This is a genomic window from Dyella koreensis (assembly GCF_044904565.1).
Taxonomy (GTDB): Bacteria; Pseudomonadota; Gammaproteobacteria; order Xanthomonadales; family Rhodanobacteraceae; genus Dyella_D; species Dyella_D koreensis.
Genome location: NZ_JADIKD010000011.1, coordinates 489,006 through 508,374 on the forward strand (window position 1 = coordinate 489,006; position 19,369 = coordinate 508,374).

General features: G+C 64.6%; 18 protein-coding genes. 15 read left to right on the plus strand and 3 right to left on the minus strand.

The window, feature by feature from the left end:
- Positions 1-5: 5 nt before the first annotated feature.
- From ISS97_RS14200 to ISS97_RS14245, 10 genes are all read left to right on the plus strand, one after another.
- Complete coding sequence (locus ISS97_RS14200) at positions 6-686, plus strand: M24 family metallopeptidase (RefSeq protein ID WP_379985766.1); 681 nt, start codon at positions 6-8, stop codon at positions 684-686.
- A gap of 48 nt (positions 687-734) precedes the next feature.
- Positions 735-1,229 (plus strand): GFA family protein, encoded by a 495-nt coding sequence (locus tag ISS97_RS14205; RefSeq protein WP_379985765.1) that lies wholly within the window; start codon positions 735-737, stop codon positions 1,227-1,229.
- Positions 1,230-1,282: 53 nt separating this feature from the next.
- The gene (locus tag ISS97_RS14210) at positions 1,283-1,540 is read left to right on the plus strand and encodes a type II toxin-antitoxin system prevent-host-death family antitoxin (protein WP_379985764.1); all 258 of its coding nucleotides are present in this window, start codon (positions 1,283-1,285) and stop codon (positions 1,538-1,540) included.
- Positions 1,528-1,851: a type II toxin-antitoxin system RelE/ParE family toxin gene (locus ISS97_RS14215; RefSeq protein WP_379985763.1), complete on the plus strand. Its 324-nt coding sequence runs from the start codon at positions 1,528-1,530 to the stop codon at positions 1,849-1,851. The genes ISS97_RS14210 and ISS97_RS14215 overlap by 13 nt, the downstream gene beginning before the upstream one ends.
- An 84-nt stretch (positions 1,852-1,935) precedes the next feature.
- Entirely contained in the window at positions 1,936-3,537 is a 1,602-nt protein-coding gene (locus ISS97_RS14220; protein WP_379985762.1) for a peptide chain release factor 3, read from the plus strand.
- Between the two features lie 95 nt (positions 3,538-3,632).
- A complete protein-coding gene (locus tag ISS97_RS14225; protein WP_379985761.1) occupies positions 3,633-4,547 on the plus strand; it encodes a CPBP family intramembrane glutamic endopeptidase in 915 nt (304 codons plus the stop codon).
- A 162-nt stretch (positions 4,548-4,709) separates the two neighbouring features.
- Complete coding sequence (locus ISS97_RS14230) at positions 4,710-8,312, plus strand: response regulator (RefSeq protein WP_379985760.1); 3,603 nt, start codon at positions 4,710-4,712, stop codon at positions 8,310-8,312.
- Entirely contained in the window at positions 8,297-9,181 is an 885-nt protein-coding gene (locus tag ISS97_RS14235; protein WP_379985759.1) for a CheR family methyltransferase, read from the plus strand. Before ISS97_RS14230 ends, ISS97_RS14235 begins: the two co-directional genes overlap by 16 nt.
- A 1-nt stretch (position 9,182) precedes the next feature.
- The gene (locus tag ISS97_RS14240) at positions 9,183-9,752 is read left to right on the plus strand and encodes a chemotaxis protein CheB (RefSeq protein ID WP_379985758.1); all 570 of its coding nucleotides are present in this window, start codon (positions 9,183-9,185) and stop codon (positions 9,750-9,752) included.
- Positions 9,749-10,744: a diguanylate cyclase domain-containing protein gene (locus ISS97_RS14245; RefSeq protein WP_379985757.1), complete on the plus strand. Its 996-nt coding sequence runs from the start codon at positions 9,749-9,751 to the stop codon at positions 10,742-10,744. Before ISS97_RS14240 ends, ISS97_RS14245 begins: the two co-directional genes overlap by 4 nt.
- 10 nt (positions 10,745-10,754) lie before the next feature.
- Here ISS97_RS14245 and ISS97_RS14250 read toward each other — a convergent pair whose 3' ends face one another.
- From ISS97_RS14250 to ISS97_RS14260, 3 genes are all read right to left on the minus strand, one after another.
- Positions 10,755-11,225 (minus strand): hotdog fold domain-containing protein, encoded by a 471-nt coding sequence (locus ISS97_RS14250; protein WP_379985756.1) that lies wholly within the window; start codon positions 11,223-11,225, stop codon positions 10,755-10,757.
- Positions 11,226-11,283: 58 nt separating this feature from the next.
- Complete coding sequence (locus tag ISS97_RS14255) at positions 11,284-13,755, minus strand: acyl-CoA dehydrogenase (RefSeq protein WP_379985755.1); 2,472 nt, start codon at positions 13,753-13,755, stop codon at positions 11,284-11,286.
- A 71-nt stretch (positions 13,756-13,826) separates the two neighbouring features.
- Entirely contained in the window at positions 13,827-14,687 is an 861-nt protein-coding gene (locus ISS97_RS14260; RefSeq protein WP_379985754.1) for an alpha/beta fold hydrolase, read from the minus strand.
- Between the two features lie 117 nt (positions 14,688-14,804).
- Between ISS97_RS14260 and ISS97_RS14265 the strand changes: the two genes are divergently transcribed.
- From ISS97_RS14265 to ISS97_RS14285, 5 genes are all read left to right on the plus strand, one after another.
- On the plus strand, positions 14,805-15,383 hold the full coding sequence (locus tag ISS97_RS14265; protein WP_379985753.1) for a TetR/AcrR family transcriptional regulator: 579 nt from the start codon (positions 14,805-14,807) through the stop codon (positions 15,381-15,383).
- Positions 15,384-15,509: 126 nt separating this feature from the next.
- Positions 15,510-17,288, plus strand: a complete 1,779-nt coding sequence (locus tag ISS97_RS14270) for a phosphoenolpyruvate carboxykinase (GTP) (protein WP_379985752.1) — start codon at positions 15,510-15,512, stop codon at positions 17,286-17,288.
- Positions 17,289-17,415: 127 nt separating this feature from the next.
- Positions 17,416-17,964, plus strand: a complete 549-nt coding sequence (locus ISS97_RS14275) for an RNA polymerase sigma factor (RefSeq protein WP_379985751.1) — start codon at positions 17,416-17,418, stop codon at positions 17,962-17,964.
- Positions 17,961-18,398 (plus strand): hypothetical protein, encoded by a 438-nt coding sequence (locus ISS97_RS14280; RefSeq protein ID WP_379985750.1) that lies wholly within the window; start codon positions 17,961-17,963, stop codon positions 18,396-18,398. Before ISS97_RS14275 ends, ISS97_RS14280 begins: the two co-directional genes overlap by 4 nt.
- A gap of 17 nt (positions 18,399-18,415) precedes the next feature.
- Positions 18,416-19,318, plus strand: a complete 903-nt coding sequence (locus ISS97_RS14285; protein ID WP_379985749.1) for a DUF4097 family beta strand repeat-containing protein — start codon at positions 18,416-18,418, stop codon at positions 19,316-19,318.
- Positions 19,319-19,369: the final 51 nt, after the last annotated feature.

The following is a 19,369-nucleotide window of genomic DNA, read 5'->3' on the forward strand; positions in this document are numbered from 1 at the left end:
CCGTCATGACCACGATCACCCCCATACCCTCCCGCGAAGCAGTCGGCACAGGCTTTGACCCCGGCGCCATGCAGCGCGCACGAGAGCAAAGCTGGGCGGCGCTGCATGGCATTCGCGAGCGCATGCGTCCCGGCATCAGCGAGGACGAAGCAAAGGCCGAAGCCACTGAAGTGTTCAAGGCGCTCGGCATGGAGCGGCTGTGGCATCCGGTGATCATCCGCATCGGCGAGAACACCACCAGGATCTACCGCGAGCGCTCCACGCCTGATGTGCGGCTGGGCGAGAACGACATCTACTTCATCGACCTGGGTCTAGTGTTCGATGGCCACGAAGGCGATGTCGGCGACACCTTTGTGGTCGGCCATGCGCCGGAGAAGCAGGCTTGCGCGGATGCCGCGCGCGCGTTGTTTCACAGCGTCGCCGATGCATGGCGCACGCAGGACCTTAGCGGCGAGGCCTTGTATGCCTTCGCTAACGAGCATGCGGAAGCCATGGGCTGGCGCTTCAATCATGCGATCAAGGGGCATCGCGTCAGCGACTTCCCGCACTCTGTGCACAAAGCTGGCGATCTCGGCGAGCTGGGTGTGGTGCCGTCGAGCGGACTGTGGATCCTGGAAATCCAGATCGCCCACCCGACCGAGCCCTACGGCGCCTTCTACGAAGACCTGCTGACACGCACACCCTGATCCGCGGGAGTAGGCTATCCGCCACATGTTCCCGGCAGGAGCATCGCGATGGCTATCCTCGACCTTCCACTGGAAGGCGGCTGTACCTGTGGCGGCGTGCGTTACCGGCTGAGCAGCAAGCCGCTGATCGTGCATTGCTGCCATTGCCGCTGGTGCCAGCGCGAAACCGGCACGGCGTTCGCGCTCAACGCGATGATCGAGACCGATCGCGTGATCCTGCTCAAAGGGCGCCCGCTGCTGGAGACCATCCCCTCCTTCAGCGGAAAGGGCCAGCAGGTTGCCCGCTGCCCCGACTGCCTGATCGCCCTGTGGAGCCACTATGCCGGCGGCGGCAACACCTTCGCCTATGTTCGGGTGGGCACCCTGGACGACCCCGACCGGCTGCCGCCTGACGTGCATATCTTCACCATGAGCAAGCAACCCTGGGTGGTACTGCCGGAGGGCGTGCCGACGGCGGAGACGTTTTATTCGCGCAGTGCCGTGTGGCGGCCGGAAAGCCTGGAGCGGCGGCGGATCGCGCTGGAAGGGCACTCGAAAATCTGAGCAGAACCCTCTTCAAGTTGCACCAGGCAAAGTGACACTTTAGTATCACTCACATGCGTACTGAACTCGTCACCACCCTGAAACGCCAGGCCACGGAGCTTCTCGCTGAACTGGAGCGGGACCGCGAGCCCATCCTGATTACACAGCACGGCCTGCCCAGTGCGTATCTGGTCGATGTCGCATCCTTCGAAAAACTGCAGCAGCGCATGACCTTGCTGGAAGGCATCGCGCGGGGCGAACGTGCGCTCGAAGAAGGCCGCACCCTGACCCAGTCCCAGGCCAAGACGCGCATGGCCCGATGGCTGAAGTAGGCCGGCACGAGATCGTCTGGACCGAGCCCGCGCTGGCCGAATTGGACGAGATCGCTGACTACATTGCACTGGACGACCCGCAGGCCGCACGCGGCCTGGTGCAGCGGGTTTTCGCCCACGTCGCTCAGCTCGCCGACCATCCGGCCAGCGGGTCGAAGCCTCCCGAGCTGAAAGGCTGGCGTTATCGCCAGATCATCGAGCCTCCCTGCCGGGTGTTCTACCGGGTGGATGCCGGCAAGGTCGTCATCTTGTATGTGATGCGCAGCGAGCAGCTTCTCCGGGCCAGCCACCTGGCCGGCCGGCGCCCCTAATAACCGGCTCAAAGCCGCTGAGGACCGGGGGCTGACCGTTCCACGGTATCATTGCCGGTTCGCGTCTCCAGCCGAACCGCCCGCATGTCCACCCATCTCGACGAAACCCTCCGCCGCCGCACCTTCGCCATCGTCAGCCACCCTGACGCGGGCAAGACCACGCTGACCGAAAAGCTGCTGCTGTTCGGCGGCGCGATCCAGATGGCCGGCTCGGTGAAGGGGCGCAAGGCCGCGCGCCACGCCACCTCGGACTGGATGGCGCTGGAAAAGGAGCGCGGCATCTCGGTGACTTCGTCGGTGATGCAGTTCCCGTACGAAGACAAGATCGTCAACCTGCTCGACACCCCGGGCCACGCGGATTTCTCGGAAGACACCTACCGCGTGCTTACCGCGGTGGATTCGGCGCTGATGGTGATCGACTGCGCCAAGGGCGTGGAAGAACGCACCATCAAGCTGATGGAAGTGTGTCGCCTGCGCGACACGCCGATCATGACCTTCATCAACAAGCTCGACCGCGAGGGCCGCTCGCCGATCGAACTGCTGGACGAAGTGGAATCCGTGCTCGGCATCGCCTGCGCGCCGCTGACCTGGCCGATCGGCATGGGCAAGCGCCTGAAGGGCGTGTACCACATGCTCCTCGACGAAGTGCATGTGTTCGAGCCGGGCAAGAACTTCACGCGACAGGACTCGACCATCTTCAAGGGTCTCGACGCACCGGGCCTGGAAGAGGCCATCGGCGCCGAAGCCATGCGCGAGCTGCGCGACGAACTGGAATTGGTGCAAGGCGCCTCGCATCCGTTCGATCTCGACCAGTACCTTGCCGGCAAGCTCACGCCGGTGTTCTTCGGTTCGGCGGTGAACAACTTCGGCGTGCAGCTGCTGCTCGATTTCTTCGTGGAGCATGCGCCCTCGCCCAAGCCTCGCGGCACGCTGACGCGCGAGATCGAGCCCACCGAGGAAAAGCTCACCGGCTTCGTGTTCAAGATCCAGGCCAATATGGATCCGGCGCACCGCGACCGCGTCGCGTTCATGCGCGTGTGTTCCGGCACCTATACCGCCGGCATGAAAATGATCCAGACGCGTACCGGCAAGGAAGTGCGCATCGCCAATGCGCTGACCTTCATGGCGAGCGACCGCGAAATTGTGGAAAGCGCCTTCCCCGGTGACGTGATCGGCCTGCACAACCACGGCACCATCAGCATCGGCGACACATTCTCCGAGGGCGAGCCGGTGTCGTTCACCGGCATTCCCAACTTCGCGCCGGAACTGTTCCGCCGCGCGCGCCTGCGCGATCCGCTGAAGATGAAGGCGCTGCAGAAGGGCCTGGCGCAATTGTCGGAAGAAGGTGCCACGCAGTTCTTCCGCCCGCTGATGAGCAACGACCTGGTGCTCGGCGCGGTCGGCGTGCTGCAGTTCGACGTGGTGGCCTACCGCCTGAAGGACGAGTACGGCGTAGACGCCAGCTTCGAATCGGTCGGCGTCGTCACTGCGCGCTGGGTGCATTGCGACGACGCGAAGAAGCTGGAGGAGTTCCGCGAGAAGAACGCGATGAACCTCGGCATCGATGCGGCGGGCGAGCTGGTGTATCTGGCGCCGTCGCGGGTCAATCTGCAGCTCGCGCAGGAGCGCTGGCCGCAGGTGCGCTTCTCCGCCACGCGCGAGCACGCGGCATCAGTGGAAGTCTGAGCGCTGCTGTCCACTGGTTTCGCGTGTGACTGAAGCCACGGGGCCGTGCCGCCCCGCCCTGCTAGCCTGCGTGAAACCCAGGGGAGCCACACAATATGCAGACAGGACAGATCGCCTTCGTTAGCCCCGTCGCAGCGCCGGGATGGCAGCGCTGGCTCGTGTTCTCGCCGGTGGCGCGCATCGTCAACTTCGCGGTGATGATGTTCGTGTTCACCGTCACGGTGCATTTCGTGGTGGGTTCGATGGGCTGGACGGCAAAAGAAGCCACCCCGCTGCAACACGCCCTCGCCAGGCTGGCCATGCAGCTGTTGCCGGCGATACTCGCCTACCTGGTCCTGGTAAGGCTGATCGAGCGGCGCCGCATGACCGAGCTGTCGCTACGCCAGTTGCCCACACTGGGCCTGCTGGGATTGCTGATTGGCGCCTGCCTGATCAGCCTGGTGATCGGCGTGCTGTGGCTGACCGGCAGTTATCACGTCATGGGTACCAACCCGCATGTGGACTGGCTGCCGGCGGTACTGGTGGTGGGCCTGGGCGCCGGCATCGGCGAGGAAATCATCACACGTGGCGCGCTGTTCCGGATCGTCGAGGAAGGGCTGGGTACCTGGTGGGCGCTGGCTATCTCGGCGGCGTTCTTCGGCGCCGCGCATATCTTCAATCCCGGCGCCACGCTGTGGAGCTCGGCAGCCATTGCGATCGAAGCCGGCATCCTGCTCGCCCTGCTCTATCACGTGACCCGCTCGCTATGGGCCTGTGTTGGCATGCATGCGGCGTGGAACGTACTGCAAGGCACCTTGTTCGGCGTCGCCGTCTCCGGCACGGCGGCGGATGGGCTGCTGGTGTCCAAGCTGACCGGCCCCGACTGGCTGAGCGGCGGCGCCTTTGGCGCGGAAGCTTCGGTGGTGGCCCTGCTGGCCTGTTCGTCGGTCAGCGTGGTGTTGCTGATTATCGCCCTGCGCCGCGGCTCCATCGTGCCGCCAGCCTGGAGGCGTATCGCTGCCAGCGCCTGACCCGGTCATCTGCGGCGGACAACACACCTAGCTATCCGTGGCCTGGCAACTGCGGCTACCCTGCGCCGGACCGCCCACGCCAGGCAGGACGCCCAGGCACCGACAGTGACGACACGCATGGCGCACACACCAAGTAAATACAGTTGGCTTGCGCATCGGCCGATGCAGCAGAAAGTCCTGATCGCCATCATCGCGCTGGTGTTGTTGTTCGTGATAAGCGGCGTGGTCAGCTTGCAGGCGCTGTCGCGCCAGGACGAGAGCTGGCACTGGTCCAGGCACACCTACGAAGTGCAGGCCAAGCTGGACGATATCGTGGAAGCGCTGCAGGACAGCCAGGTAGCTACGCGCGGCTACCTGCTTACCCAGCGCCCCGACGACCTGAACACCTTCCATCAGGCTAATCAGGAGCTTGGCGCCAACGTCGAGCAGTTGCGCCAGATGACCGGCGACAACTCTTTGCAACAGGCTCGCATCGATCGCCTGGTGACCATGACGGCGCAATGGCAGAAGGAGGTCACACAGAACGGCATCGAGGCGGTGCGCTTGATCAAGACCGCCGATCCAGCCGCCGCCGCGCTGGAGCGCGAACATATTCAGGCCAACTATCTCGACCATCGCTCGGTGCGCGTCGACGATATCCGCGCGCTCATCCGGCAGATGGACGACACCGAGGCAGTGCTACTCAAGCAGCGTGAAGACACGCAGCGGCGCGACGTGCTGGTGGTGCGTGTCGTCACCTGGACCACTTTGCTGCTGTGCGTCCTGCTGGGCGCCCTGGTGATCCTGATGACGTTCCGGCTGATCACCCGGCCTATCCGCCGCATGACAGACCTGATGACGCGGCTGGCCCAGCACGACCATTCCGTCGATATCCGCCAGCTGGAGCGTCGCGACGAAATCGGCGAGATGGCGCGTGCCCTGCAGGTGTTCAAGCAGATGGCGATCGAGACCAGCGCGCAGACCTGGGTGAAGACCCATGTCTCGCAGATTGCGGGCGAACTGCAGACGGTAAGCAACCAGCGCGAGTTCGCCGAGCGCCTCACCAGCACCCTGGTACCGCTGCTGCAGGGCGGCGTCGGCGTGTTCTATGCCAGCGATGACGGCGACGCGAGTCTGCAACTGCAGGGCAGCTACGGCTATCAGCAGCGGCGTCACCTGAGCACCCGGTACGCGCTGGGCGAAGGCCTGGTGGGCCAGTGCGCGGTGGAGCGCAAACCGATCACCTTGCAGGATGTGCCCGACGATTACGTGCGCATCCATTCCGGCACCGGCGAGGCCGTGCCGCGCGCTATCACTGTGTTGCCACTGCTGTTGCGCGACAAGCTGCTGGGTGTGCTCGAGCTGGCCAGCTTCCATCACCTCACCGAGCCACAGCAGCATTTGCTCAACGAGCTGCTGCCAATCGCGGCGCTTTCTCTGGAAAACCTGGGCCGTGCGCTGCGTACGCAGGACCTGCTCAAGCACACCAGCGAACAGGCCGACGAACTGCGAGCCTCGGAGGAAACGCTGCGCCGCCAGCAACAGGATCTGCAAGTCACCAACGAAGAGCTCAACGCGAAGACGCAGGAATTGCAAGAACAATCGCAGCGCCTGCTGGCATCGGAAGAAGAATTGCGCGTGCAGACCGAAGAACTGCAGGCCTCCAATGAAGAGCTGCGGCAGAAGACCGACACGCTGAATCAACAAAAGCACGTCCTGGAAGGCCTGCAGCGCGAAACGCAGGAAAAGGCCGAGGAACTCGCGCGCGCCAGCCAGTACAAGTCGGAATTCCTCGCCAACATGTCGCATGAGCTGCGCACGCCGCTCAACAGTCTGCTTATCCTGTCGCGCAACCTGGCCGACAACCGCGAGGGCAATCTCGATGCCGAGCAGATCGAATCGGCGCGGATCATCCACGACTCCGGCACCAACCTGCTGCGCCTGATCAACGACATCCTCGACCTGTCCAAGGTCGAAGCCGGCAAGATGGAGCTGATGCTGGGCGATCTGCCGTTGGCCGATCTGGAGCGCGTGCTGATGCGCACTTTCGGCCATGTGGCGCAGGAGAAGCAGCTCGGCTTCCGCGTGGAGATCGAGCCTGGTTTGCCCGCCACGCTTTATACCGACGCATCCAAGCTGGAGCAGGTTGCCAACAACCTCATAGGCAACGCCTTCAAGTTCACCCATCAAGGCGCGGTAACGGTACGCATCGGCCGCCCCGCTTCGGATATAGCGCTGCCGGAGACGCTGCAGGGCAAGGGCGTCATCGCCATCGCGGTCAGCGATACCGGCATCGGCATTCCGCCGAGCAAGCTGCAGCGGATCTTCCACGCGTTCGAACAGGTGGATGCCGGCACCAGCCGCCAGTACGGCGGCACCGGACTCGGCCTGGCTATTTCGCGGCGCCTGGTGGAGTTGCTGGGCGGCGACATCGAGCTGCGCAGCGAAGAGGGACGCGGAAGCACCTTCATCATCCTGCTGCCCGAACAGGCAAGCACCACAGCTGTCGCGGAGACCGCTCCCGCGGCGAGTCAACCGCAGGCGATCGCGCGCCCCGCTCCGACACCGGCGCTGCTGCCGGACACCATCGAGGACGACCGCCACGCCATTGCCGCGGGCGACACGGCGATCCTGATCATCGAGGACGATCCCGTGTTCGCGCGCATCCTGGCCGATATGGTGCATCGCAAGGGTTATCGCGTACTGGCGGCGGGCGATGGCGAGTCCGGCCTGCAACTCACCTTGCAATACCGGCCCACCGGCATCCTGCTGGACGTGATGCTGCCGGGCATGGATGGCTGGACGGTGATCGCCCGGCTCAAGGAGAGTCCCGACACCCGCCACATTCCGGTGCATTTTATTTCCGCCGTGGATGAGGCCAGTCGCGGCCGCGAACTCGGCGCGGTCGGCTTCCTCACCAAGCCAGTGAGCCGCGAGGCGATCAGCGGAGCCTTTGAGCGTCTGCTGCATTTCGCCGAAGGGCATATGCGCCATCTGCTGATCGTCGACGACGACGCCGATTCGCGCGCGGCCATGCGCACGCTGCTGCGTTACGACCATGTCGCGGTCGACGAAGTCGGCAGCGCGGAAGAAGCCCTGCAGCGGATGGATTCGGTCAGCTATGACTGCATCGTGCTCGACCTGGGCTTGCCGGGCATATCGGGCATGGAGTTCCTGGAACAGCTTTCCGCCTCCGGCCGGATTCCCCCGGTCGTGGTTTATTCCGGCCGCGAACTGAGCCGCGAGGAAAGTCTCAAGCTGCGCCAGTACACCGACAGCATCGTGATCAAAGGTGCGCGCTCGCCAGAGCGCCTGATGGACGAGGTAAGCCTGTTCCTGCACAGCATCCAGGGTGGCCGCCATTCGGCCGCCGCCGCAACCACCGCTTCCGCTGTCGCACCGGCCGGCGAGCTGCGCGACCGCAAGGTGCTGCTGGTGGACGACGACATGCGCAACCTGTTTGCGCTGTCCAAGGTGCTGCGCGGCTGGGGCATGAACGTAGCGATGGCGCAGGACGGACAGAAGGCACTTAAGGCTCTCGCCGAACACCACGATATCGAGCTGGTGTTGATGGACATCATGATGCCGGTGATGGATGGCTACGACACCATTCGCGAGGTACGCGCGCAGACGCGCCTGACTAAGTTGCCGATCATCGCGCTCACCGCCAAGGCCATGCGTGGCGATCGCGAGAAGTGCCTGGAGGCCGGTGCCAACGACTATCTTTCTAAACCGATCGACATCGACAAGCTATCGTCGATGATGCGCGTATGGCTGCACCGATGAAGCCGAGTGGCGTTCCGGCGGAAGCTATGCCTGACGTCGGGCTGGAAGATATCGAGGTCGAGCTGTTCGTGCGTGCGCTCCAGCTACGCCATGGCTACGACTTCAGCCAGTACTCGCCTGCTTCGCTGAAAAGGCGTGTGCTGCAGCTGGTGCAAGCGCAACAGACTGGCACGATCAGTGAACTCACCGCGCGCCTGTTGCACGAAGCCGGCTTCCTGCAGACCGTGCTGGAAGGCTTGTCGGTGCCGGTGTCGGAAATGTTCCGCGACCCTGAGGTATTTCGCGCCTTGCGGGAGCAGGTCTTTCCGCTGCTGGCTTCCTATCCGCAGATCAATATTTGGCAGGCTGGCTGTGCGCACGGGCAGGAGGTGTATTCGCTCGCCATCCTGCTCGAAGAAGCCGGCCTGTATGAGCGCACGCAGATCTATGCCACCGACTTCAACGAGAGCGCCTTGCGCCATGCGCAGGAAGGCATTTATCCGGCCAAGGAGGCGCAACTGTGGTCGCGCAACTACCTCGCCGCCGGCGGCAGCCATACGCTGGCCGACTACTACAGTGCGCGCTACGAGCTGATCAAGCTGGACCAGCGCCTGCGCCGCAACGTGATCTTCGCCAACCACAACCTGGTCACCGACGAAGTGTTCTGCGAAGCCCACCTGGTGCTTTGCCGCAACGTGCTGATCTATTTCTCGGATCCTTTGCAGGACCGCACGCTGGCCCTGTTCCGCGACAGCCTGGTACGCGGCGGCTTCCTCTGCCTGGGTACGCGTGAGAGTCTGGACTTCGCGCCGTCGGCAGCGGACTTCGTGCCGGTCGATGCCGGGTTACGTATCTACCGCCTCGGGCCGCGCACGCCCGGCGGTGAGTGAAATGCATACGCCGGAGGCCATCGTGATGGGGTGCTCGGCGGGTGGATTGACCGCACTGGAGGCCCTGCTCGCCGCGCTCGATCCTCAGCTATCTCAGCCGCTGGTGGTGTGCTGCCACACCGGCTCCTCCAATGTCGACATGCTGTGCGAACTCTTATCCGGCCATGCCGCGCTGCCGGTCATCGAGGCGCGCGAACGCGAGCCGCTGCAACCGGGCATGGTCCATGTCGCGCCCAGCGGCTATCACCTGCTGGTCGAGCCGGATCGGCGTTTCGCGTTGTCGGTGGACCCACGGGTAAGTTTCGCGCGGCCGTCGATCGACGTGCTGTTCGATTCAGCGGCCGAGGCGTACCGCGACACGTTGATCGGTGTGGTGCTGACCGGCGCCAACAAGGATGGTGCCGAAGGCCTCGCAAGCATCCGCCGGCTGGGCGGGGTCGCCATCGTGCAAGAACCCGGCGATGCGGAGTCGCCCACCATGCCCCAGGCGGCGCTGGATCATGCCGGCGCCGATCATCGCCTGCCACTCGCGGCCATCGCGCCGCTGCTCAACCGTCTGTGTCTGCCATGAATGCCGTAGCTCCCAAGATCCTCGTCGTCGACGACACTCCCGCCAACCTGGTCGCCATGCGCCGGCTGCTCGCCGATTGCGGTGCGCAGCTCTATGAAGCCGATAGCGGCAACGCAGCGCTGGCCATGTGCCTGGATCATGAGTTCGCGCTGATCCTGCTCGACGTGAACATGCCGGAGATGGATGGCTTCGAAGTCGCCGCGCTGCTGGGCGAGGCGGAACGGCTGCGCGAAACCCCGATCATCTTCGTCACGGCCGCCTATGCGGACGACATCAACCGGCTCAAGGGGTATCGCTTTGGCGCGGTGGACTATCTGGCCAAGCCGGTCAACGACGTGATCCTGCAATCGAAGGTGCGCGTGTTCCTGGATTTGTACTTGGCGCGCGCGCAACTGTCGGCCGCGCTGGACACACTATCGGAACGCAATCGCCAGCTCGGCATCGAGATCACCGAGCGCAAGCGCGTGGAGGAACAGATCCGCCACCAGGCCACGCACGACATGCTGACCGGCCTGCCCAACCGCACGCTGTTCCACGACCGCCTGCTCACCGCCATGCAACGCGCACCACGCCACGGCAACGCTTTCGCGCTGGCATTGCTGGATATCGATGGCTTCAAGGGCGTGAACGATGGCCATGGCCATCCTGCTGGCGATGCCTTGCTGCAGGCCATCGCCGTGCGCCTGCGCGGACAGCTGCGCGCCAACGACACGGTGGCGCGTCTTGGTGGTGACGAGTTCGCGTTGATTCTTGAGGACGTGCTCGATGCACCGTCACTGATGGAGCGTTGCCGACAGATCGGCGAGCGGCTCGCCCTGCCCTATCCACTACAGGGGCGGCACGGCGATTTCGAGGCGAAGGTAAGCGCAAGCATCGGCATCGCGCTATGTCATGGCGATGGTATCCACGATGAAGAGTTGATCCAGGCGGCGGATCGCGCGCTCTATGCGGCGAAGGACGGTGGCAAGAACCGCTGCGTCCTCGCCACGTGAGCTCAGTCGCTCAACGGCGACTGCGCGGCGAAACCCACATGCTGATGCGGGCGCGAAAGACTTCCTGGCCGCCGGCATCGCGCACACTGACCATGACCGGCCACTCGTAGCCTTCCGTGGATTCCACGGCGGCACGCTCGGGTGTGGCCACGGCATGCAGGGTGCCTACCGCCTTCGCCAGGTACTCGACCGACATCCCCTTGGGAATCCAGCGCATGCTGGTCGGGATCGACACGTCGGTCATCGTGCCACCGCTCAGCTCGGCGAGATTGCACAGCGCGATGGCGTGCACCGTACCGATATGGTTGTGCACGCGGCGGCGATCGCGGATGCGGATTTCGCAGCGTCCCGGCTCCAGCACCAGAAAGCGCGGTGCGATGGTGGCGAAGTAAGGGGCCTTGAAACAGATGAGGCGCGAGAACATCCACTGGCCGCCAGGCCACGATGCGAGGCGACGCCAGGCCGACAGCGCCGCGCTCACCGCGGCACTCCCACCAGGACGGAGCGAATGCCCCGTCCTGTAGAGACCGCGTGCTGCATCATGCAGCGTCCGCCAGCTTCTTCTTTTCGTCGGCGCGCGTCTTGGCCGCGCCCAGCTCGGACGGATCGAAATCGTCCACCGAGATGAACTCGAACACGCCCTCGCGCACACGCTTGAGCAAGGCTGCTTCGGCGGCATCGATCACGCCGGCCTTTTCGGCTTCCACCAGCTGGCCGAAGTAGTCGTGCGAGGTGAACTGGCCAGCCTTCTGCGCCTTGCCGAACTTGCGATCGACCGGTTCGGCGGCAATCACATCAGGCAGCAACGCATTCATGCGGCCGATGGTGTTGTTGGCGGTGGGGGTGAGGTAGACCCACTCGGTCAGACGATCGCGCGCTTCGCCCGGTGCGGTGATGATCGCGGCCACGCGGCGACCCAGGCGATCCGACGGCGGCACTTCGCGGCGACCGAACGGGAACACCAACGCGCGCAAAAGCCACGAAACCGGCTTCACCGGGAAGTTGCGGATCGCACCATCCAGCGCCATCTGCGTACGCCACATGCACTCGTGGAAGGCCCAGGCCAGCAGCGGACGATCCGCTTCTGGACGACCGGTATCTTCGTAGCGCTTGAGCATGGCGCTGGCGATATACAGATAGCTCAGCACGTCGCCGAGGCGGGCGGACAGCTTCTCCTTGAACTTCAGCTTGCCGCCGAGCACACCCATGAAGGTGTCGGCACACAGCGCCAGCGCGGCGGAATAGCGATTGAGCTTGCGGTAATAGCGGCGGGTGTACGCATCGCCCGCGGTCTCGCCGATGCGCGAACCGGTGAGGCCCAGGGTGAAGGCGCGCACGGCATTGGAGATACCGAAGCCGAGGTGACCGAACAGCGCGCGATCGAAGGTCTTCAGGCGCTCGCTGTAGTCGGCAATGGTCAGCGACTGCATTTCCTTCAGCACGTATGGATGGCAGCGGATCGCACCCTGACCGAAGATCATCAGGCTGCGCGTCATGATGTTGGCGCCTTCCACCGTGATCGCGATCGGCACGCCCTGCCAGGCGCGGCCAGCGTAGTTCTTCGGACCGAGCTGCACGGCCTTGCCGCCGTGGACGTCCATCGCATCGCCCGCGATCACGCGGCCCCATTCCGTGGCGTGGTATTTGGCGATGGCCGACGGCACCGCCGGCTTCTCGCCGCGATCCACCGCCGCAGCGGTAGCGCGCGACAACGCGGCGGTGGCGTAAGTCAGGCCGCCGATGCGGGCCAGCGCTTCTTCCACACCCTCAAAGCGGGCGATGGCGAGACCGAACTGCTTGCGCATGCGCGCGTAAGCACCGGTGGCGGCAACGGCAGCGCGCACACCGCCCGTCGCGTTGGACGGCAGCGAGATGGCGCGACCGACCGAAAGGCATTCCACCAGCATGCGCCAGCCATGACCGGCCATGTGCGGACCGCCGATCAGCGTGGACAGCGGCACGAACACATCCTTGCCATGCAGCGGACCGTTCTGGAACGGCACGTTGAGCGGGAAGTGGCGGCGGCCGATTTCCAGGCCCGGCGTGGTGCGCGGCAGCAGCGCCAGGGTGATGCCCATGTCTTCCTTGTCGCCCAGCAATTTCTCCGGGTCGTACATGCGGAAGGCCAGGCCGACCACCGTGGCGATCGGCGCCAGCGTGATGTAGCGCTTGTCGAAGGTGAGCTTCACGCCCACGGTCTCGACGCCATCCACCACCTGCTTGCAGACGATGCCGAAGTCGGTGATCGAGGTGGCGTCGGAACCTGCATACGGACCGGTGAGCGCGAAGCACGGAATTTCTTCACCGACGGCGAGGCGCGGCAGGTAGTAGTTCTTTTGCTCGTCGCTGCCGTAATGCAGCAGCAGCTCGGCCGGGCCGAGCGAGTTGGGCACAGCGACGGTCGAGGCGACGGTGGCCGACATGGTGGCCAGCTTCTGCAATACCGCCGAGTGCGCCAGCGCGGAGAAGCCGAGGCCGCCGTACTGCTTCGGGATGATCATGCCGAAGAACTTGTGCTTCTTCAGGAAGGCCCAGACCTCCGGCGGCAGATCGGCCAGCTCGTGGGTGATCTGCCAGTCGTCGATGATGCCGCACAGTTGTTCCACCGGGCCGTCCATGAAGGCCTGCTCTTCGGTGCTCAGCTCGGGCTTCGGCTGCTTCAGCAGCTCATGCCAGTCCGGCTTGCCGGAGAACAGTTCACCTTCGAAGCCGACAGTGCCTGCTTCGAGCGCGGTCTGCTCGGTTTCGGACAGCTTCGGCGTCACTTTGGCGAACAGCTTGAGCAACGGCGCGCTGATTTTCTTGCGGCGGAAATCCACCATCAGCAGCGGCACGGCAATCGCCAGCTCGATGATCAGCAGGATCGTCATCGTCCACGGTGCCTGCGCGATCAGGCCGACCACCAGCGTGGTGACCACGGTGGCGATCGCCCAGGTGCGCAGGCTGCTGCGGTGGTAGGCACAGGCGCCGGTGGCGATGAGCGCCGCCAGCAGGGTCAGGATCACGGACATCTCGGCACCTCGTTACGAATGACGTTGTTGCAGAAGACAGACATAAGCACAGCTCGATTCATGCGGCTCAGTTAAGCCAGAGACCGCACAAATCGTGCGATCTCGCGGGTGAAAGCATCGTTGGCGTCGCCAGCCACCATATGGGTGGCGCGCGGCAGCTCCACGTGTTCGGCATGCGGCACCAGTTGCATGAACTCGCCCACCGTGTCGCGCGACACCACGTCACTGCGACCGCCGGAGAGCAACAGCACTGGCACCTGCACTTTGGCGGCGGCGGCCATCAGGCGCGGCTGGTAACGCTCGCTTTCGCTCACGACGCCACCCAGCAACGCGGGATCCCAATGCCAGCGCAGGCGGCCATCGGCGCCTTCGCGCAGCAAGGGACGCAACTGTTCCTCGCTCTTGCGGCCAGCGCGGTGCGGCAGATAAGCGGCGATCTGCTCGGCCGCTTCGGCGTAATCGGCGAAACCATCGGGATGCGCCTGCATGAAAGCCAGGATGCGTTCCACACCAGCGGTTTCCCAGCGCGGCGTGATGTCGACCAGCACCAGGGCGCGGAACAGCGAGGGATCGATTTCGCCCGCCACCACCAGACCGATCAGACCGCCCATCGAGGCGCCTATCAGCACCGGCCGGGAGGGCTGGGCATTGCCGAGCTGCACCAGGTCGGAGACGAACTGCTCCATGTGGTAGTCGCCGCCGGGCAGGCGATCGCTCTCGCCGTGGCCGCGAGTATCGAAGCTCACGCAGCGGCAGCCTTCCTGCGCCAGCGCTGTCGCGGCGGCATTCCATGCACCGCGCGTCTGGCCGAAACCGTGTGCAAACAGCAGCGACGGTGCGCCTTCGGGATGGCGCAGCTCGACCGCCAATCCGACACCATCGGAGGTGACGAAGCGGGACATTGTGGAGACAGGTGGCGTCGCGATAACCATACGCTTGAGTATGGATGCTCTTCCGAGCTTCCGTCAACCACGCAACAAGACCCCCTGCAATCAACGGCTTGCAGCCCAGCCGATTGCAAAGGCCCCGACTGGGGCTACCATGCTCCGATGAATGTCAGCGCCAAACCCGAACGGACCCGCCTCTCCGCCGAGGACTGGGAAGATGCCGCCCTCAAGCTGATCGCCGACCAGGGCGTCGGCGCCCTGGCCGTCGAGGCCCTGGCCCGCCAGCTGGGCGTGACCAAGGGCAGTTTTTACTGGCACTTCCGCACCCGCGAAGCGCTGCTGCAAGCCGCGCTGGAGCGCTGGGAGCAGTACGGCGAACGCGAAGTGATCAGCCAGATCGAGGCCATGCCCGACCCGCGCGCGCGTCTGCCCGAACTATTCCGCCGCGTAGCGCACGAGATCGCCCCTCACCGCGTCTATGCCGCCCTGCTCAAGGCGTTGGATCATCCGCAGGTGGTGCCGGTGATGGCGCGCGTCTCGCAGCGGCGCATGGAATTCCTGACCACCATTTACCGCGAAGCTGGATTGCCCCCGCCCGAGGCATTGAACCGGGCGCGGCTGACCTATGCCGCCTATGTCGGCTTCCTGCAGCTGAACTTCACGCTGGGTCTACCGCGCATCAGTCATGAAGAGTTCGACGCGTACGTCGAGCACATGATCACCACGCTCACGCCTGGCTGAAAGGCGAGTCGCATCAGCATCTTGGCGGCCCTTCGGGGCCGTTTTGCTGCACCTTGCCTTGCAATGCCAGTGCACGCAAACTACCGTTTCTGCTCTTTTTTATCCTAAGACCAGAGTGAGGAACGCATGGCGAGCAAGCTGGAGGCGCTGCAGCGCTGGGTGGACGAGGTGGCGGCGCTGACACGCCCCGCCCACATCCATTGGTGCGATGGCTCGGACGCCGAATACCAACAGCTGGTGCAGCAGATGCTGCAAACCGGCGACCTGATCGAGCTGAACCAGCAGACCCACCCAGGCTGCTACCTGCACCGCTCGAACCCTTCCGACGTAGCCCGCGTCGAACACCTCACCTTTGTCTGCACCAAGGACGAGGAAGACGCAGGCCCGAACAATCACTGGATGGCCCCGACCGAAGCGCACGCCAAGATCGATGCGCTGTTCGACGGCTGCATGGAAGGCCGCACCCTGTACGTCATTCCGTACTGCATGGGCCCGATCGACTCGCCACTGGCCCGTTGCGGTGTGGAGATCACCGACAGCCCCTACGTGGTCGCCAATATGCGCACGATGACGCGCATGGGCGCCGCGGCCATGGCGCGCATCGAGCGCGAAGGCACGTTCGTGAAGGGTCTGCACTCGACCGGCGAACTGGATCCGGAACGCCGCTTCATCATGCATTTCCCGGAAGAGCTCACGATCAAATCGTACGGCTCCGGCTATGGCGGCAACGCGCTGCTCGGCAAGAAGTGCCATGCGCTGCGCATCGCCAGCTGGCAGGCCAAGTCGGAAGGCTGGCTGGCCGAGCACATGCTGATCGTGGGCATCGAAAACCCGCAGGGCGAAACGCACTACGTGGCCGCGGCGTTCCCGTCAGCCTGCGGCAAGACCAATCTCGCCATGCTCATTCCGCCGGAGGGCTACCGGAAGGATGGCTGGAAGGTGTGGACCGTGGGCGATGATATCTGCTGGATGCGCCCCGGCGCGGATGGCCGTCTATACGCCATCAATCCCGAGGCCGGCTTCTTCGGCGTGGCCCCGGGCACCAGCGACAACAGCAATCCGAACGCATTGGCCAGCATCGCGCGCGACACCATCTTCACCAATGTCGCCGTCACGGCGGACAACCAGCCGTGGTGGGAAGGCCTGCCCGGTACGCCGGTTACCGACTGGCAGGGCCGCCCTTACGACGCGGCGAACGGTCCGGCTGCGCATCCGAATTCGCGCTTCACGGTGAGTGCAAAGCAGTGTCCCACCTGGTCGCCCAAGGCCGAGGACGCGCAAGGTGTGCCGATCAGTGCCATCGTCTTCGGCGGCCGTCGGCCGTCGCTGGTGCCGCTGGTATTCGAAGCACGCGACTGGGCACACGGTGTGCTGGTCGGCGCCGCGATGGGTTCGGAAACGACCGCCGCCGCCACCGGTGCCGTCGGCGTGCTGCGCCGCGACTCCATGGCGATGAAGCCGTTCTGTGGCTACCACTACGGCGACTACTTCAAGCACTGGCTGTCGTTCGACCAGGCCGGCGCGAAGCTGCCGAAGATTTTCCACGTGAACTGGTTCCGCAAGGGCAAGGACGGCAAGTTCCTGTGGCCGGGCTTCGGCGACAACTTGCGCGTGCTCGAGTGGATGATCGCCCGCGTGAAGGGCGAGGCCGAAGGCCAGGTGACGCCGATCGGCACACTGCCCGCCAAAGGTGAGCTGCGCCTCGATGGCCTGGATCTCAACGCCGCCACACTTGAAGAACTGCTCGAGGTGGACCACAGCGGCTGGCAGGCTGAGCTCGACGCCATCGGCGATTACCTGCACAGCTTTGGGGCACGCATGCCCAAGCAGCTGCATGACGAACAGCAACGCGTAGCCAAGGCCCTGGCTGCGGCGGAGCCGCGCCGCGAAGCGGTCGCCTCCTGATGTTGCCGGCGTGGCCGGACTGCAACGGTCCGGCCACGCTTTATTGCTATCTTCTCTAAACCCTGCCGCACACAGGCGCATCCAAGCTGGCAAGATGATCAGCGCCTGCCTCGCCACCGGAAGCTCCATGTTGCCTGCCCCCGCCGCAGAGTCCGACGACGCGGATGACGTGCGCGCGGCCGCCGCCGGGGACCGTACCGCTTTCCAGCGGCTGTACCGGCAACACGTGGACCGTGTCTATGGCGCGGTTTACCGGCTGGCCGGCTACGACCATGCACGCGCCGAGGACCTCACCCAGGACGCCTTCGTGCGCGCCTGGCAGAAACTCGAGGGATTCCGCCACGAAAGCAGCTTCGGCACTTGGTTGTACCGGCTGGCAGTGAACGTGGCGCTAATGGATATCCGCTCGCGTGGTGCGGACCCGGTCAGCATGATGGACGAGGACAGCTTGCCCGATCATGGCGAAACCCCGTTCTGCGCGGCCGAACGCGAAGAACTGGAGCGCGCCATTGGGCGTTTGCCGCCGCGAGCTCGCGCCGTGCTGGTATTGCACGACATCGAAGGCTGGCGGCACGAAGAAATCGGCATCGAGCTCGGCATGGCCATCGGCTCGTCGAAAGCGCAGCTGCACCGCGCACGCGGTCTGCTGCGGAAAGTTTTAGGAGAAGCGTCATGAACGAACTCGAATGGCACCGCCAGATGCGCGCCCTGCGCGAACCGGTGTCACCGCGCCGCGATATGTGGCCGGACATCGAAGCTGCCTTGGATGCCAACGCCGGCGCGCGGATTCCGCCGGCGCGCGTATCGCGCCGTCAGGCTTGGTTGCTCGCCGCCGGTTTCGCTGGCCTCTCCCTGCTGGCTGGCGGTCTCAACCTGCAACTGCAGCGTACGCAGCAAGCCGAGGCGCCGGCCAGCGACATCGCTAGCGTGGCTCACTGGAAGCCCGCCGATCCGCGCCTGGCTGGCGCCGCGGTGGAACTGGACGCGGCACGCATGGAATTGCAACAGGCCATCCAGCAGGCACCGCATTCACCGGCGCTGCAACGCCTGCTCGATCGTACCGAGAAGCGACAACTGCAATTGCGTCAGATGGAAAACCAGGCAGGCTGAGTTACCGGAGCACACTCATGAAAACCGCACGCTACATCCCCCTCCTGCTGGCCTTGTCGATCGGCCAGGCTCTGGCCGATACGCCCATCAACCTCAGTCATGACGCAAGCCCCAACGTTCGCGTGGATGTCAGCAACGTCAAAGGTTCAGTGAACATCACGGCATGGGATCGCAATCAAGTGCAGGTCACCGGACGACTCGGCGAGGGTGCCAAGCCGCTGAGCATCGACGGCAGCAACAGCAATCTTTCGATCAAGGTCGAGCCGCTGGGCAAAACCGGCTGGTTCAACTGGAACAGTGACGCTTCCATGGGTAGCAGCACATTGGATGTACGCGTGCCCAAGGGAGCCTCGCTCGACGTGGAAGTGGTCAGTGCGCCTGCCAACATCGACGGTATCGATGGCGGCACGATCAAAGTCAATTCGGTGAGTGGCAAAGTGCGTATCAATGCGCGCTCCCCCTCGGTCGAGGCGGAAGCCGTCAGCGGCAGCGTCGAGCTGGCCGGCCACGCGGATAAAGTGAACCTGCAAACGGTGAGCGGCGACATCCTTGCACCGTCGGTGAGCCAGGAGGCAGAGTTGCAGACGGTGTCCGGGCGCATCCGCGTGAGCGGCGGCCCGTGGAAGCGACTTAACCTCAGCACGGTATCCGGCGACGTGCAGCTATCCGGTGGCGCCGCGCCGGGCGGCAGCCTGGATATCGACAGCATGAGCGGCGACGTGCAGCTGCAGGTGCCCGGCAACCTTTCCGCCATCATCCATGCCAGCAGCTTCAGCGGCGATCTGCGTAGCGACTTCGGTACGCCAAAGAAGGTGGAACACGGCCCGGGCTCCGAACTGAATGCGACCGCCGGCGGCGGCAGCGGCCACATCAAGATCGAGACCTTCAGTGGCGACCTGCGCATCCGCCGACAGGACTGATATCGGCCGCACAAACAAAAACGCCGTCGCTCAAGCGACGGCGTTTTTGTT